Raw genomic sequence first — 15924 nt, 5'->3', positions numbered from 1 at the left:
TGTCAGCGACAACCCGGGCCTTCCTGCTGACAATCTGCATAACAGCCCGGCTCCCTAGGACAACTGTTGCCGCGGCTACAAATCAATTGCGCCGGTTTGTCCAGCGAACGCGCTACCCAGTTAATATTCAGAATGTTACTGATGGTGGTCAGCGTCGAGCGGATCGGTGCCGGTACCGCGACTTTGCCGCCGCCTTTGACACAAAGTTGTTTCAGCTCCAGCGCCAGACTATCGGCATCAATGCCCTGCGCACTGATCGCCGGGTTTAAATCGACACCGGCGCACAACACGTGCGGGTTGCCGGCCAAATCCATCACTTTGGTCGACTCACAGCAATAAATCCGTGGCTGTCCCTGCACATCGAGTAGCGACAGCTGCGCAGAGTGCTGCAGCGTTGCCGCTTCAAACATGCGGAACACGGCCCAATGCTGGCAAGGGTCTTCCACCTGGCGCATATTGCCCCAGGGCAACGGAATACCATTGCCACGGTATACGGCCTTGAGCTTACCCGGCGTATAAGCATCAAAATAATGCCAGTGCTGATAAGGCGATACCGCCGTCATCCGCCGCATCGCTACCGAGGCCGACACACCGGCCGCCTGATGCGAGCTGATTTCATAACCGTGCCGGTCTAACAGCTGACGGAATGGTAATTTCGGACAGAGCAGCGCGCCGGCAAAAAAGCTTGATTCAAAGTCACGCCACGCATGCAGAATATCCTGTGGCGCCAGATTGACGTTGCCATCTGATGCTTCATGCGCGCCGCCGACGCGCATGCTGCTTTTCACACCGTCTTTGTTATGCAGCACCGCGTGGCCGATATGTACCGCCAGCTCATATTTCAGCCGGGTCGGATGTTGTTCCAGAATGCGGTTTAAATGCAAAGTACCGGGCGGCAGGAAATATGAAGTCTGCACGTTTTTACTGCGCACGCCGAGCTCGTCTAGCAGCTCAGTAGGTACCTCGGTAAACCAACGCACCTGCAAGCCAACTTTTTTCGCGATCTGCAACAAATCATCGCTACTGAGCGGCATCCGTTTTTTGCCAATCTCTTCGGCGGCCCGCTCCAGTTCCGGAAAGTGGTTCTGGTGGTGTTCCTGATGGGCACGGATCAGCAGCTGGGCAAACTGACGTCCACCGGTGCCGGTTTGCGACAACAGCTCCGGGATGGCAATTTGCAGGATATCCGGCGCAAATAAAAAGCCCGGCTCCAGCGCCATCCCGGAAATGCCGCCACGGCTGCCTTTGGCTGGTGTCAGGTCATGACCAGCTTCTTCGCCGTCTAAAAACCAGTCCGGGGCTTTTTGAAAAACTTCCGCGATCACTTCCAGCATTTCGGGGGAAGGCACCCGTTTACCGGTTTCGATCATCGACAGATATGACACCGACGGCGCGTATTCCGCATTGATGCGGATACAGCGTGTGGACAAGTCATCCATCGTTAAGTTATTGCGTTTCCTCAGGTTTCTAATCTTAGTCCCGAGGAAATGTGATTGGCGTAACAGGCTTTTGCTATTGGTCATTTTGTAAAATTCACACTGTGAAGTTTTAATTGTGAAATTTCGCTTAAAAACAACATAGACTGTTTTTCAGGCAAGTACAACAGCCGCCATGCCCGCCACCCTACCGGGCCCAAACAGACAAAGAGTGAGCGAGGATACGAAGATGACCATGACCGCACTGCAGATTGAAACCGACCCGATGATCCAGCAACAGCTGCAACAATTGACTGCACTGAACGACGCTCATCTGCGTCAGGTACTGGATTACTCAAAAGCCATGCTGGATAAACTGTTTCCACTAGAACATGGCTCGCATCAGCAAGTGAAAAGCTATGTGGTCTATTACCAGCACTTACTGGCATTTTTCGCCGACGGTCAGAGCACAGGCCTGAAAAATCCGGCGCAGTTTGTCGCTTTATGTGGCAGTAAAGAACAACCACAAACCTTGCTGTTCAACGATGGCACCCGCCATCTGGAGATCAGCCTGTGCCGCCACAGCGACCGCGGCAATCAGGCTAGCGCCGGCATTGAAGACATTCAGCTGCAGCTGTCTGGCGACGAATGGTTCTCTTTGGTGCGTGGCACTGTGGTCACGACACAAAAACAATGCCGCAGTGGTGCCTGCTATACGCACAAAGCAGGCGGCGACTACCGGTTAAACTAAACCCACAGCATCATGCAATGGGCCGATGCCAGCACGACACAGGCGTCGGCCCGTAAAACACCTCTGCCCCCTACCTGCTGACAAAATCGCCAAGGCGACGGAATTTTTTACCCCTTCTTCACTCTGAGGTAAACTATGGCGGTTTTTCCACCGACCAACCCTTTATCGTCAGACGCGGCAATGCCGCTGCAGATTTGGTTTAACAACCACGGAGCTAACTGAACTTGATCCTGCGCTTACTCCTGTTACTGGCAGCCGTGCTGCTTTGGGTATTCTGGCCCACTGCGACGCCGCTCAAAGCCCCGCTAGGCAGTAAAACCGCCAGTTGTGATCAGGTGATCCTGTGGCGTCTGGACTCGATAGACCCGGCTTTTGGCCTCAGCCCTGAGCAAGCCCTGCCCTTGATCCAGAATGCCGCTTCGCGCTGGAATCAGGCGCTTGGCAAAGAAGTCCTGCGCTATGATCCGCAGCAAGGTTTCCCGATCCGGTTTGTGTTTGATGCCCGCCAGCAACAGCAGCTGGAGCAATTGATGCTAGAGCGCAATCTGCACCGCTATGATGACCGTATTGCCGACCAGCAACAGGATTTCGAACGCCAATTGGCCGAATTCCAGCAGGATAAAAGCGCTTTTGAACAAAAAGACCAGCAACTGGCCGCAGATATCAGTTTGTTTAATGCAAAAGCCCAGCAAGCAGATCCGGGCGCAGCAGCATTATTGGGTCGTGAGCAGGCCGAATTGCTGAGTCGGCAGAAAGAGCATGCGCTGGAGGCCGAACAGTTAGATGCTCTGTCGGAGAAACTGCAGGATCGGCAACAACAGCTGAACAACACCATCGCCGACCGTAATGCGCTGATCCCACAGCAACAAGCCAGTGGCCTGGCCGAAGTGGGATTGCTGGAACAACGCGGCGCCAACCGTACCATGACCATATTCGCCTACAAAGACGACCATCACCTGACGTTGACACTGCTACACGAATTTGGCCATGCGCTCGGCATCGACCACTTAGCTGACAACAGCAGTATCATGTTCAGCCAGCTCAATGGCTCGCAGCAAGACCTGACCAGCGCCGATATTCAGGCCTGGCGGCAACAATGTGTGCAGGCCGGACAACGCTGAATCGTCGTCACAGTGGCTATGGCTGTGCAACTTAGCACCATGCTGGGGGCAGCCATACGGCTAAAGATCGCATCAGGCGCTCAGGGCGCAACGAGCACTACTCAAATATTTCAGCGCTATCGATTGCTGCGGCGGTCACGCAGCATAACCGGTTAAGATTGGACCCCATATCTATACAGCTCTATCCGATTGCCAACCCCTCTGTCACCTGAATGCCTGAAACCGCACTTGCTAACAAAAAGTTACCAGTCAGAAGAAACAATGCGAATACCACCCGCTTGATTGATGGGTTTTTGCCGCATCAACCTGCATCGGTTCACGCTATTTTTACATTCATCAGCAAATCATCAGGTTTTCCTCCGATTTTTTTTATGGTCGCGCAGGCCAGTTGATCACAGTCTCTATGCCACGCATCATCCGCTAGCGGTAAGGAAAGTCCGCTACCGGGTGCTGTGCAGCGAGTCAGCCCGGTACTGATGCTGATTCGTAAACACGCCAGTGGTCTGCTGCCCATCGATTGCTGGGCTGACATCCAAAAATGAGAATCACTTTTTAGTGATCGACGGAGATAATCTGCATGTTTATTGCAAACAAGTTACACAAATCAATCCGCACGGCCCTCGTACTCGGTACTACCGCTTCCGCGTTAACTTTTATGTCCTCTGCTTCTGCCGTACAGACGACTGAAACCACCAATAAAAAAGACGTTGAACGTATCCAGGTGACTGGTTCCAGTATTAAACGGACAGATATGGAAGGGGCATTACCTGTTCAGGTGATGAACCGTGAAGATATTGATAAAACAGGTCTTACTTCGGCTGGCGAGTTAATTCAGAGCTTACCGGCAATGCAAGGTTTCACAGTTGCCGCTCAGTCCGTGGGCGGTGGCGGTGGCGGTCAAAAAACAGCGTCATTACGTGGCCTTGGTTCTGAATACACATTAGTCCTGCTCAATGGTCGCCGTTTAGCACCAAGGGGGTCAGGCAGTACCATCGACTTAAACTCGATTCCATTGGCCGCTATTGAACGCATTGAAGTATTAACGGATGGTGCGTCTGCCATTTATGGTTCTGATGCGATTGCCGGGGTCGTCAACTTTATTACCAAGTCTGACATGCAAGGCTTCAACCTGAGCGCCCGTTACAATAAGCCACAGGAAACCGGTGGCGAAAGCAACAACATCTCAGCTTCCGCCGGTTTTGGTGATTTTGATGCCGATGGCTACAACGTTTTGGTGTCAGTGTCCCGCGATGATCAGGCGCAGCTGAAATCAACCGATCGTAAGTTTGCTAAGTCAGGCATTATTCCATTCCGTTACAATGAAACGGACTATACATTTGTCGCTGGTTCGCCAAACGGCATTCCAGCCAATGCTCAGGTGTTCTTGTCAGGCTCCAATACGCCACTCGTCTTTAGCCCGTATGCCCGCACTAACGGCGGTTGCCCGCAAGATACCTTTGCTGAAGGCACTGAGTGCTCGTGGGACTTTACCTCGACGATTGAAGTATTCCCGGAAAGTGTGCGCGATAACTTAATGATCAATTCACTATTCAAAGTGACTGATGATTTCCGCGTATTTGCTAACTTTAATGCCACTGATTATTCGGAAACCAACCGCGTTGCGCCTTACCCAACCGGCTATTTCCCGCTACCACTGACATCGCCGGTTGTTCAGCAATGGATTATGCCAAACCTGACACCGGCACAAAGAGCCACTGTGACCGGCGTCAATGCCCGCTGGCGCGCACTACCGGTCGGTACCCGTGCTACCGAGTGGAACAACAAGGCAACCAATCTGGTCCTGGGCTTTGAAGGTGTCAGCGGTGATCTTGATTACTCAGGTGGTTACACCTACTCGATCAACGATTCAACTCAGAACTTTGTTGGCGGTTGGTTACTGCGTGATGACTTCGTCAACCTGATGCGTTCAGGCACTATCGATATTTTCACCACACCAGACAAGTTAAGTACTGCCAACCGTGATGCCCTGATGAAGACGGTTTACAACGGTGAGTGGACCAACGACAAGACCACGATGCAGGCTGTTGACCTCAAAGCGTCGATGCCAGTCTTTGAATTGCCGGCAGGTCAGGTGTACATCGGTACCGGTGCTGAATACCGCAAAATGGATTACAGCAACAAAATCGCTGATGCGAATGAACAGGAAAAGATTCTGTTCCTCGGCCGTGACACCGCTTACGATCTGGACCGGGATTCCTATGGCCTGTTCTCAGAAGCCATAGTTCCGGTCATGGAAGGGATGGAACTGTCTGCGGCAGTCCGTTATGACAGTATCGGTGCTGTTTACAACGGTTCAACCTACAATGCCGCAGGTTTCCCGATTAAAGGCTCATCAGGTTTCACCGTCAACGACGATATGTCTGACGTCACCTACAAGATGTCATTGAAATATCAGGCAACAGATGACCTGTTATTACGTGGTTCTGCAGGTACAGGCTTCAAAGCACCATCGATGTTAGACATTGCGCAGCCACGCGTACCGGCCGGCGTGACCGGTGGTTCTTACGATTGTCCTTTTGCCGCCAATGATCCAAAAGCCGCCTGGTGTTTATCAACCCGTTCGCAATACACCGTGTTTACGCAGGGTAGCCCTGCGCTGAAGCCGGAAACTTCTGAACAATTCGCTTATGGCTTCGTCTATGCACCGTCAAAAGACTTCAGCTTGGCGCTGGATTACTGGCGTATTAACATGGAAAACCTGGTCACCGGTCTGACAGAAGCACAGATTTTTGCTGATGCTGCCCGCTATTACGACCGGTTCCTGCCAAATACCAATCTAGCCACAGGCCGCACTGAGCTGGCAATTTTACGTAGTTCGGTGAACGTTGGTAAATCCATTACCCGCGGTGTTGACTGGGACCTGATGGTCGGGCATGACCTGTCATTTGGTCGTTGGACCACCAGTTTTGCCGGTACCTATTTGCTGCAAAAAGAATACACCCGTCCGGGTACAACCGATGACTGGATCAGCAGCTTAGGCCGTTTTGGTGCGAACCAGGCTGTGGACTTCCGCACTATTGCGAAGTGGACAAATAGCTTACAGCATGGCGATTTTAGCCACTCGGTGATCCTGAGCTACCGTTCAGGTTATGAAGACCGTGCAATTACTGCTGCCAGCCGCGAAGTTCGGTTAGGCGGTACCGGTGGTGCCGGTGTTGCTATCCAGCTGGCCGTTCCATCTTATTCGACGGTGAACTATCAAACCTCGTACAAAGGTATTGAAAATACAGTCTTAACCTTTGGTATCAATAACCTGACAGACGTTGCACCTCCGCTGTCATTACGCGGCGGTCAAGGTCACCAGACTGGCTATGATCACCGCTATACCGATGCGTTTGGTCGCACCTTCTATCTGGGTGTTGACTATAGCTTCTGATAGCTTTGGCTGATGAAGTGATCTGTGCGGCAGTCTGATGCTGCCGCACTTTTTGACTGTTTAGTCACGAATGGGAGGGGCCAACCAGTAGATATCGCCCTGCACTTGATGGGCATTGACAAAATAAAGGTAAGAACCCTGCACACTGTACTGGTCGACGAAACCGGATCCTTCCGGAAATACACATTCCTGACGTCCAGTGACCAAATGGTAACGCATCACACCAAAGCCCGCTTTGAAGTAATACAGCTGGTCACCCACAATCTGCCAGTTCAGCCAATTGGTCACACTAAAATCGACCAGTAACAGCTCTTCTTTTGCGCTATCAAGCAATTTCTGATAGAGACCGGGTTGATTAAATTTACTGAAAATCAATCTGTTACCGATCAGATATCCATTGTAACCACCATCAGTCGTTAATTGCTTTAACTGCTGATTGGCCGGTTGATACTGCCATAACTGCCAATCCCCGGATTGCGTACTGCCAAAAATCACACTGTGGCCATCCGCTGCCCAGTTGGCGCTGTATGCCTTTGCACTGGCCGGTAATAACAACTCTGGCATCGAATGGCCAATCCGTTGCACATAAAGCGCGTCACCCTGGCTATATACGATTTGTTCGCTATCGGGTGCCCAGCTAAAACGCAAAAAATGTTGCTCAGCTGGCAAACTTGGTAAGGCGGCTTCTGACAGCTTCAAATCCTGACCATCCGCAGCTAACGGTTTCAGCCACATGCTAAAAACACCCATGCGGTCAGATAAAAATGCCAGTGAGTGGCCATCCGGGCTAATGCGGGGTAACAGGTCCATTTTGGAACTTTGTACCACAGGTATGGCAGCCGCAATCGCAGCCTGTCGTTCGCCGGCTTCACAGGATTGCGGCAAGGTAACACGTAAAATATCAGTGTTTTGCTCGCTCAGGCCGACAAACCAACGCGATTCACTAACGGCCAGGCTATTAATATAGTTTTTCTCGGCCAACACCAACTGGTGAGTCTGAGTTGGAATATTGTACCTGTAGACGTTTTTATCAGTAACCAACAGTAAATGATCGGGATCCAGCCAATGCAATTGCCGTACGGCCAAATCCACCTGATGGCTGTACTGGCGCTGATATGACGGGACCCGCCAAAACTGTAATTCAGTCTGCGTGACTGTTTTATAGTGTGCAATCGCCAGTTGCCGGTGGTCGGGCGATGGCGCTGCAGCGATATCACCGTTCGTCACATAAGCCGCCGGCAAGGAAATCTGTTGTGGCTGACCGGAGATGAGGTCCATATAGAAAGTGCTGTATGGCTGGGTTTTGTCCACGCGCTGGCGAAAATAAAAACCACGGCTGTCAGCCCGCCATTGCATTCGGAAATGACCGTCGCTCGCGCAGGTCAACAATGTTTTCAATCCAATCGGTGTGGAATTCAATGTCGCTAAAAGGACCTGGCATGTTTCTGACGGTAGTTCTGTCTGCGTCACAAGAACAGCTTGTGTGCCATCCGGCGACAACATGGCGAAACGCAGCCCCTCTAACGCTGGTAACAACTGCTGATGCTGACCAGCCTGATGCCGCCATAAGACCGCCTGATTCGACTGACTTTGTTGCAGATACAACTGCACTTGTCCGCTGCGGTCAGTACTGATGTGCGTTTCACTGCCCTGATGACTGGTCAGGGGAAACTGTTGAACGAAAGACGCCGACGCCGTTTCAGCAGAACCGTTGGCGCCGGTCATTAACCAATATCCGGCCGCGCTAAAAAAAGCCAATCCCAGCAGGATCGCAGGATACTGCCAAAATGGTCTGAATAGCGGCGCTTTTCCATCGGAAGTCCGGGTGCTGTCGTCAGCATGCCCAGCCCTCCCAACGGCAGCGAGCGCAGCGTCTTCCAGCTCATCGGCCCCACGATCGGCAGAGTCATGCGACAGCGTGCTGCGATGGTTATTCTCTGTTGACGGGACAATGGGCTCGATTTTGGCAACCAGCCGGTACCCTACTTTTGCAATAGTTTGGATGTAGTCCTGAGAATCATCGAGAATAGCGAACTGTTTGCGTAACTGTGAGAACACCCGGTGGATCACACTGTCGCTCACCACTCGCTGCTGCCAGATCCCCTGAATGAGCTGTTCGCGGCTAACCTGCTGATTGGGGCTGTGGACCATTAACCACAAGACATTAAAAATCTTCGGCTCAATATGCAGCCGCTGTTCATCCCGGCAGAGCGTACGACAGAATGGATCCAATACGACTAACCCAATACGAATACTGGTCGGCGTCGATGGCGTAGGATCTGTAGTGCTGTTCATGGTTGGTGTGGAGATAGGTCCGGGTAAAAACCAGCAGGATCAAAATTGTGGCTGATGTTGCATTTAGGGATTTGCTTTGTCAAACATATTGGACAAGATAGCAGCGACTGAAAAACAACCAGATGTGGTTTTTCATGCACTGCTATCCATGGTAGCCACTATGCAAGCGGGCCCATTGCGTTGCTAAAAACCACTCCCGGCGGTTTTTAGCAACTGGGCTGATATCAGCCCATTGCAGCCAGACCGATAAAGCCGGCAAAGGCCAATGCTGCGGCAATCAGGCAATACGGCAGTTGTGTCACTGCGTGCGAGATCAGATTACAACCTGAACCCTGTGCCGCCAGCACCGTCGAATCGCTGTAGAAACAAGCCTGCGAACCGAAAGACGCCGCAGATAACAGCGCACCAATCACCAGCGGAATGTCGGCATTTACCGCAGTGGCCAGTGGCATCACAATCGGAATCGACACGGCGAAAATACCCCAGCTTGAGCCCGTCGCGAACGACAATAACGCCATCGCCACAAACACCAGCGCCGGTAACATGGTTGCGTTCATGTAAGGCGTCAGGTTCTCGATGACATACTGCGGCAGCATGATTTTGTCGCAGACGTCTTTGAAAATAAACGCAGCGATGACGGTGCTAATCGCCGGCAACATCGTCTTAAAGCCGTTCATCATCACTTCCATCATTTCGCTGATCGTCATCAGTTTCTGGAAATAATAATAAGGAATAATCAGCAGCAAAGTCGCAATGACGCCTTTGAGCACGTCGATATCGAAGTAAATAGTGAAGGCAATCAGCGCCAGCATTGGCACCACGAAATTATGCAACTGGCCTTGTTTATCCGAGTGTTCAAACTCTTGCTCAATAGCCTGTACCGCATATTCGTCGCTGGTATGGTGCGGCATTTCATGCTGCGCATGGTGTTGTCCATGGCTGCCCTGCACAATATTTTTGGCGTCTGCCGCCAGCTCGCAATCAATCGGCGTGCCGGCCTGAGTCGCCAGTTCAGCTTTTTTCATTGGCCCGATATCAGGAATGATTTTCAGCGCAACCAGCATCACCATCAACACGGCAAGCCATGCATAAAACATGTACGGAATGGCCTGAATGTAGACCTCAATGCCTTTGCCTTTTTCCGCGATGCCGTTATCAACCAGTAAGCCGCCAAAAAACACGGCCCAGGTCGAGATCGGAATAATCACGCAGATTGGTGCAGCTGTTGAATCGACGATATACGCCAGCTTCTGCCGGGAAACCTTGTACTTGTCCGTGACGCGCTTCATCGCTTCGCCAACTGACAGCGCATTGAGGTAGTCATCAATAAAGATGATACAGCCCAGAATGAAGGTCATAAACATCGACGAGCGCTGACCGGTCGCCAGGCGAGAGCCGAAACGGCCAAAGGCCAGGGCGCCACCGGTGTGGATCAGCAACGAAATCAAAGCACCAAAACCACCACAGACCAGAATTAACCAGCCAATGGTTTCGTCCTGCATGACTTTGAGCGAGATTTCGGCAAAATTATTAAACGAGTCGGCCGGTGATAACAGCAGTAAACCTGCTACAGCACCAACTACCAGCGACAGAATTGGCCGTTTCGACCAAATTGCTACCGCCATCACCACAATTGGTGGGATTAAACTTAACGCACTGGGTGAATCCATCAGGGGTTCCTTTCAAAAACTCCAGGTGACTGGTCAATAACACCACGACAAACAGACAGCTTGTCGTCAGATTTCACTCGGGCTCTGGCAGATTGACGCCTGCGTGCTGCCTTTGTTGTTTTTTTGTTTGCACAACTCAGCGGGAATTGTGGTCGGATATGATAACAAAATATGCTGCTGACTCAATCTTTGATTCAGATTCTGTGCAGCAACAATCTCTCGGAAACGCTGCGGCTGAGCTTGTAAAAAATGGGGACTCTTCATTCATAAGCTTCTGTTTATGTATAAAATTTGCAGTTTAGTGCTTTTAAGCAGCACACTATGCTGATGAATCTGCGCACAAGGGGCGGCCCATGTTGTTAAATCTGGTCATTGCGTATTGGATCTTCTCAGTGTTATTGGGGCTCTGGGCGGCACGCCGGGTCAATACCAGCGCTGATTTCGCGGTCGCCGGGCGTCACCTACCCTTTTACATGGTCACAGCCACCGTTTTTGCCACCTGGTTTGGTTCTGAAGCCGTGCTTGGCATCCCTGCCACTTTCCTCGACGGCAATCTTGGCTCTATCGTTGCTGACCCTTTTGGTACTTCGATTTGCCTGATTTTAGTTGGGCTATTCTTCGCCGCGCCTTTATACCGCATGCGTTTACTGACCATTGGTGACTTCTATAAGCGCCGCTATGGCCGTACTGCCGAAGTGTTTTGTTCGCTCGCTATTGTGATTTCGTATCTGGGCTGGGTCGGCGCCCAAATCACTGCGCTCGGGCTGGTATTTAATGTCGTTTCTGGCGGGATGATCAGTCAGGAACTCGGTATGTGGATTGGTGCTGGTTCCATTCTGGTTTATACCCTGGTCGGTGGTATGTGGGCCGTTGCCATCACCGATCTGGTCCAGATGGTGGTGATTATTCTTGGCCTGTTATATATCAGCAGTGAAGTGGCGGACATGGCTGGCGGCGTGGCCACCGTGGTGCAGCATGCGGCGGACGCCGGCAAATTTACTTTCTGGCCAAGCTGGGATTTAAAAGCAGTGCTGGCCTTTGTCGCCGTATCGTTAACCATGATGCTGGGGTCAATTCCGCAGCAAGATATTTTCCAACGCGTGCAAAGCGCAAAATCAGAAAAAATTGCTGTCTGGGCAACCATTTGCGGTGGCACTGGCTATTTCTTCTTTGCCTTTATTCCACTATTTATTGCCTATGCTGCCACCATGTTGCAGCCCGAGATGGTGGCGCGACTGATGCAAACCGACAGTCAGCTGATCCTGCCGCAGTTTGTCATGGACCAAATGCCTTTTGTCGCTCAGGTGATCTTCTTTGGCGCTTTGTTGTCAGCCATTAAGGGCTGTGCCTCAGCAACCTTGCTGGCGCCTTCAGTATCCTTTTCCGAAAACATCCTGCGGCCGTTATTACCACCGCTGAATGACCGGCAGCTGCTGCGACTGATGCAGGCGGTCACTTTTGTATTTTGTTGCGCAGTGCTCGCTTATGCCCTGCACAGCGACGCGTCGATTTTTGCCATGGTCGAAAGTGCTTATCAAGTCACGCTGGTCACCGCCTTTGTGCCTTTGGCTTTTGGTGTGTACTGGCGTCGTGCCAGTAATCAGGGCGCGCTGTGTGCGATTGGCGCCGGTCTGCTGGTCTGGCAGGGCATGATCTGGCTGGGACCAAAAGACCCGCTGCTAGCTCCACAGTTTGCCGGCTTTCTGGCCAGCTTGGCCGGCATGCTGATAGGCTCTTTGTTGCCGCAATATCTGCCGCACAACCACCAAGTCCATGACCAGTTACACCGGGGTGAGCATGGTCATAGTGCGTTGTGATAAGGACTGGGCACCGGCTGGCCTCAGCCAGTAATCGTCGGTACCCAGCTGACAAACCCAATGGCGGCAATGCCACCGAACGTGACGAGACATCCCAGCACCATCAGGCTGGCTACTGCCCATTTCACAGCGGCACTGCGCTGGCGCTGTGCCCAGAAAACCAGTTCGGCGACGGCCATCGGCAGCAGATAACAGGCAAAGCTGAAGAATAAGTCCATCGGCCCGTCCAGCTTACTGCTATTGCCATTTGGCCCCTGGTTCAATACAAACCAGCCATACAGGTATAAGCGGAAACTCCAGACGCCGTTGACCAGCAAAAAGCTATGCACGGCCCAGCGTTTATGCGCGGTGAAATTGCGGGCGATGGCATAACGCCAGGCGAAGAAAATCGCCACCGGGATCAGCAAGCCATTCAGCGTAATGCCCATCGCGCCCAAATCGCTCAGCCGGTTGCCGGCGCCCCAGGTTAAGTACAATCCGGTGATGGCGCCGCTCAAGCCGAGCGTCATAAACATCCGGCCATTCCAGCGGTGCAGCTTGGGCATTTTTTGACGGATCTTGGGCACAAACTGCAGGATGCCACCCAGCCCAAGCAGCACGACCGGCAGGATATGGCCGAAATAAATCAGATTGTAAAAACCTTCGCCCGCTTTATAACCGCCAATATGATTGCCCTGATTGACGCTTTGATAATCACCACTCAGCAGCGGCGAGCCATAGCGCGCCATGATGTAGATGGCAAATAACCACTGGCCGCACAGCGCCAGCACAAACCAGCTGTACACACTGCCTTTTAGCAGGGCCGCAGCACGGTCTGGCTGGCGCAGTGTCGGCGCGGGATTTCGAATGGATGAGGTCGTCATAACAACTCCTGAAGTAACTAATGTTCAGGCAGCATGGCGGCAACAGCGGCGTTGATCGCGCCGGATTCGGAATTCGGCTTATGATTTTTGCGCTCATTGCTTTCATCGACGACATCAGCGGCCACTGAACCGCCGTTACCTTTTGTAACAGTACGGTGCATCCAATCAGCGGCTTCTGCTTTGACGCTCGCTAAAACCAGCTGTTACCATCGAATTTCTGCGGGCTCAGGAACTGTCACCATGCACCAAAGCATTCATTTGTTATTACTCGTCGTTAGTTTTGCTTTGTTATGCAGTCAGTTATTGGTCCGCCAAAAGCAACTGGTGCATCTGCTGTTTGCGGCGTTTTGCGGCTCTGTTTGCCTGATGGCGATTAAAAGGTTGGGTGGCGCGGACCTCGGCCTGTATCAGTATCTGGTTGGCATGGGCATTTGCATGACCTGTAACGGCTATTGGTTATTGTCCAGAGCCATGTTTCGCAAACAGCATGCTATCAACTGGCAACACGTGCTGGTGGCAGGCTCCATTGCGCTGTTGATTGTGGCCTCGCAAGGGCTGTCTTTGCTGCAACAACTTTGGCCCGCCGGCCAGCCGCTGTTTACCTCCAGCCGCGTCATCGTTAATGAGCTGCTGAATTTATTCTCCTCGACGATTTTGATGCTGACGGCCTGGGAAGCGTGCCGGGGCTACGCTCAGACCCAAGGTGCCGAGCGCCGGCACCGCCAGCTGTTTCTGGCCACCTTTGTCGCAGCTGTGACGCTGTGCGCGGTGATTGCCAAAATTTGGTTGCCGGCCAAAGGCGCTGCGCTGCAAATGGAGGTTCTAAGTGCCGGCGCCGCTGTGGCTATTCTGGTCATGACACAATGGTTGATCCGCCAGCGCTTTGCCGCGCCAACTGCAGAGTCAGCTGGGGCTGCTGAACCGGAACATCAACCTCAAGCTATAGCGAACTCAGTGCAGCAAGCGCTTCAGACACAGCTGCAAGCACAGGCACAGACACAGACACAGACACAGACACAGCGAGAGCAACAGCTACAACCAGCCCTGCCAACGGCAGCCAGCAGCGACGCCACGGGCACCACGGCGCTGAGCCAAGCCGATCTGGCGCTTTTCGCACAGCTACAGCTGCTGCTGTTTCAGGAGAAACTCTACCTGCAGGCCAACTTACGCCTGACCGATGTTGCGCAGCAGCTGCAGGTGCCGGAATACCGCGTCAGCCGGCTGATCCGCAGCCAGTTGCATGCCAGTAATTTTAATAACTTCATCAACACCTTACGGATAGAACACGCCAAATCACTGCTGGCAGATCCCACCAAACAGCATTGGCCAGTGCTGGTGGTCGGGCTGGAAAGCGGTTTTGCCTCCGTCGGCCCTTTCACCCGCGCATTTAAAACCCAGACCGGCGACACGCCGAACGAATACCGGCTGAAACAGCGCGAGCCGGCCGTGCTGGCCGATTGGGTGCATTCTTGATGGTGTGAAAAAGACGGCTGCAGTTCACTGCTGCGCCTGATTATGACAATCGGCTGGCAATTGCTGCCGCTGAAACTCTGCATGGTCACTTCTGCAAGAAGCAAGAATGGGTTATTCCAACGGCTCCATCAGCCCAATGCGGTTGCCTTCACTGTCTTCGATTTCCGCGACATAGACATGGTCGCCAGCTTTAGTTTTCGGGAACAGCACTTTCGCGCCGGCCAATTGCGCCGCGTTGAGCGTGTTATCAATACTGGCAGTGTGCAGATAGATGAGAGTGCCATTGACGGTCGGTTTATAAATCTCGCCCTTCGCCAGGGCACCGCTGATGCCGCTACCATCAACTGCAAACGGCATGAACGCCATCTGATTGCCGTGGATCTCTTCAAGCTCAAAATCAAAACCGAACACTGTTGCATAAAAAGCCATGGCGCGTGTCATGTCGTTAACCGGGATCTCAAAATACAGTGCCGGGTTCTGTTTCTGTACCATCTCTTGCCTCTGATAGGTTGAACATGCTGCTAGCTGGAGCGCCATACAGGCCACGACCACCAGCAGCGCTTCGCTTTTGGTTGCGTCGCGGCACGACATTTTTATCAAGCGGAACAGTGATGTTGTATGCATGTTCCAGCGCAGCCTAGCGCGGCGAGACCAACGCTTGAATGCGGTGTTCCGCGTCATCTGGCCTCCTGCGCCAGGTCAGTTTGTTGCAGACGTTGCAGCACCGCCATCGCCTCAGCGGCCCGTTCAATCGGCACGAAAATGTGGTCGTGATTCGCGCCAGCCACCACGTTACAGCTAATTCCGGCATGGCCAAGCGCAGTGGAGAATGCGGCGGTGAGCCCGACCGCCTGCAGATCGGAATTCACCGTCAGGGTGATCCAGCCGCAGCGGAACATCGCATTGAGCCCAAGCCGCCTTGCAACCTGCTCGGCGACAACCACCGACACGCCTTCAGGTTCGCGCACCATCGCGACCAGTTCGGCAAGGTCAACCTGCTGACCCGGACCGAGCGTAGCAAACACGAAGATGCCCTCGTGCAGTTCAGGCTGGAGGCTACGCAGTAGCGTGGCAAGGTCGCTAATCGGTGGCATCAGACACTCCTATTCCAGACATTCTCGC

At 52.7% G+C, this 15924-nt stretch carries 12 protein-coding genes; 5 read left to right on the top strand and 7 right to left on the bottom strand.

Going from position 1 to position 15924, the window contains the following annotated elements; genetic code table 11:
- Positions 1-2: 2 nt before the first annotated feature.
- A complete protein-coding gene (locus ACFFJP_RS02060; RefSeq protein ID WP_377239962.1) occupies positions 3-1523 on the bottom strand; it encodes a DUF3612 domain-containing protein in 1521 nt (506 codons plus the stop codon).
- A 142-nt stretch (positions 1524-1665) separates the two neighbouring features.
- Between ACFFJP_RS02060 and ACFFJP_RS02055 the strand changes: the two genes are divergently transcribed.
- The 3 genes from ACFFJP_RS02055 (at position 1666) to ACFFJP_RS02045 (ending at position 6684) form a co-directional block, all read left to right on the top strand.
- On the top strand, positions 1666-2166 hold the full coding sequence (locus ACFFJP_RS02055; RefSeq protein WP_377239960.1) for an aldolase/citrate lyase/malate synthase family protein: 501 nt from the start codon (positions 1666-1668) through the stop codon (positions 2164-2166).
- A gap of 224 nt (positions 2167-2390) precedes the next feature.
- Positions 2391-3287: a matrixin family metalloprotease gene (locus tag ACFFJP_RS02050; protein ID WP_377239957.1), complete on the top strand. Its 897-nt coding sequence runs from the start codon at positions 2391-2393 to the stop codon at positions 3285-3287.
- A gap of 577 nt (positions 3288-3864) precedes the next feature.
- Positions 3865-6684, top strand: coding sequence for a TonB-dependent receptor (locus ACFFJP_RS02045; RefSeq protein ID WP_377239955.1), 2820 nt, complete (start codon positions 3865-3867; stop codon positions 6682-6684).
- Positions 6685-6744: 60 nt separating this feature from the next.
- On the opposite strand, the gene ACFFJP_RS02040 is transcribed toward ACFFJP_RS02045, so the two are convergent.
- Positions 6745-8979 carry a winged helix-turn-helix domain-containing protein gene (locus ACFFJP_RS02040; RefSeq protein WP_377239953.1) on the bottom strand — a complete coding sequence of 745 codons (2235 nt, stop codon included), beginning with the start codon at positions 8977-8979 and terminating at the stop codon, positions 6745-6747.
- A 224-nt stretch (positions 8980-9203) separates the two neighbouring features.
- Positions 9204-10649, bottom strand: a complete 1446-nt coding sequence (locus tag ACFFJP_RS02035; protein WP_377239951.1) for a Na+/H+ antiporter NhaC family protein — start codon at positions 10647-10649, stop codon at positions 9204-9206.
- Positions 10650-11002: 353 nt separating this feature from the next.
- Here ACFFJP_RS02035 and ACFFJP_RS02030 point away from each other — a divergent pair, with 353 nt between their 5' ends.
- Positions 11003-12466 (top strand): high affinity choline transporter 1, encoded by a 1464-nt coding sequence (locus ACFFJP_RS02030; RefSeq protein ID WP_377239949.1) that lies wholly within the window; start codon positions 11003-11005, stop codon positions 12464-12466.
- Positions 12467-12489: 23 nt separating this feature from the next.
- Here ACFFJP_RS02030 and ACFFJP_RS02025 read toward each other — a convergent pair whose 3' ends face one another.
- Together ACFFJP_RS02025 and ACFFJP_RS02020 are read right to left on the bottom strand one after the other, a co-directional pair.
- Positions 12490-13329 (bottom strand): DUF2306 domain-containing protein, encoded by an 840-nt coding sequence (locus ACFFJP_RS02025; RefSeq protein WP_377239947.1) that lies wholly within the window; start codon positions 13327-13329, stop codon positions 12490-12492.
- 17 nt (positions 13330-13346) lie between these two features.
- Entirely contained in the window at positions 13347-13490 is a 144-nt protein-coding gene (locus tag ACFFJP_RS02020) for a hypothetical protein (RefSeq protein WP_377239945.1), read from the bottom strand.
- A 79-nt stretch (positions 13491-13569) separates the two neighbouring features.
- Between ACFFJP_RS02020 and ACFFJP_RS02015 the strand changes: the two genes are divergently transcribed.
- Positions 13570-14802 (top strand): helix-turn-helix transcriptional regulator, encoded by a 1233-nt coding sequence (locus ACFFJP_RS02015; protein WP_377239943.1) that lies wholly within the window; start codon positions 13570-13572, stop codon positions 14800-14802.
- Positions 14803-14913: 111 nt separating this feature from the next.
- On the opposite strand, the gene ACFFJP_RS02010 is transcribed toward ACFFJP_RS02015, so the two are convergent.
- Positions 14914-15483 carry a VOC family protein gene (locus ACFFJP_RS02010; RefSeq protein WP_377239941.1) on the bottom strand — a complete coding sequence of 190 codons (570 nt, stop codon included), beginning with the start codon at positions 15481-15483 and terminating at the stop codon, positions 14914-14916.
- Positions 15480-15896, bottom strand: a complete 417-nt coding sequence (locus tag ACFFJP_RS02005; RefSeq protein WP_377239939.1) for an ACT domain-containing protein — start codon at positions 15894-15896, stop codon at positions 15480-15482. The genes ACFFJP_RS02010 and ACFFJP_RS02005 overlap by 4 nt, the downstream gene beginning before the upstream one ends.
- Between the last annotated feature and the right edge of the window lie 28 nt (positions 15897-15924).

The sequence above is a fragment of the Rheinheimera tilapiae genome (assembly GCF_042432165.1).
GTDB classification, from domain to species: Bacteria; Pseudomonadota; Gammaproteobacteria; order Enterobacterales; family Alteromonadaceae; genus Pararheinheimera; species Pararheinheimera tilapiae.
This window is presented reverse-complemented; position numbering and strand designations above follow the sequence as displayed.

Bases quoted from the DNA above. Each gene is read 5' to 3' on its own strand.
- ACFFJP_RS02060 (WP_377239962.1), bottom strand. From the start codon at position 1,523: ATGACCAATAGCAAAAGCCTGTTACGCCAATCACATTTCCTCGGGACT.
- ACFFJP_RS02035 (WP_377239951.1), bottom strand. From the start codon at position 10,649: ATGGATTCACCCAGTGCGTTAAGTTTAATCCCACCAATTGTGGTGATG.
- ACFFJP_RS02020 (WP_377239945.1), bottom strand. From the start codon at position 13,490: ATGCACCGTACTGTTACAAAAGGTAACGGCGGTTCAGTGGCCGCTGAT.
- ACFFJP_RS02045 (WP_377239955.1), top strand. From the start codon at position 3,865: ATGTTTATTGCAAACAAGTTACACAAATCAATCCGCACGGCCCTCGTA.
- ACFFJP_RS02030 (WP_377239949.1), top strand. From the start codon at position 11,003: ATGTTGTTAAATCTGGTCATTGCGTATTGGATCTTCTCAGTGTTATTG.
- ACFFJP_RS02055 (WP_377239960.1), top strand. From the start codon at position 1,666: ATGACCATGACCGCACTGCAGATTGAAACCGACCCGATGATCCAGCAA.
- ACFFJP_RS02010 (WP_377239941.1), bottom strand. From the start codon at position 15,483: ATGACGCGGAACACCGCATTCAAGCGTTGGTCTCGCCGCGCTAGGCTG.
- ACFFJP_RS02005 (WP_377239939.1), bottom strand. From the start codon at position 15,896: ATGCCACCGATTAGCGACCTTGCCACGCTACTGCGTAGCCTCCAGCCT.
- ACFFJP_RS02025 (WP_377239947.1), bottom strand. From the start codon at position 13,329: ATGACGACCTCATCCATTCGAAATCCCGCGCCGACACTGCGCCAGCCA.
- ACFFJP_RS02040 (WP_377239953.1), bottom strand. From the start codon at position 8,979: ATGAACAGCACTACAGATCCTACGCCATCGACGCCGACCAGTATTCGT.
- ACFFJP_RS02015 (WP_377239943.1), top strand. From the start codon at position 13,570: ATGCACCAAAGCATTCATTTGTTATTACTCGTCGTTAGTTTTGCTTTG.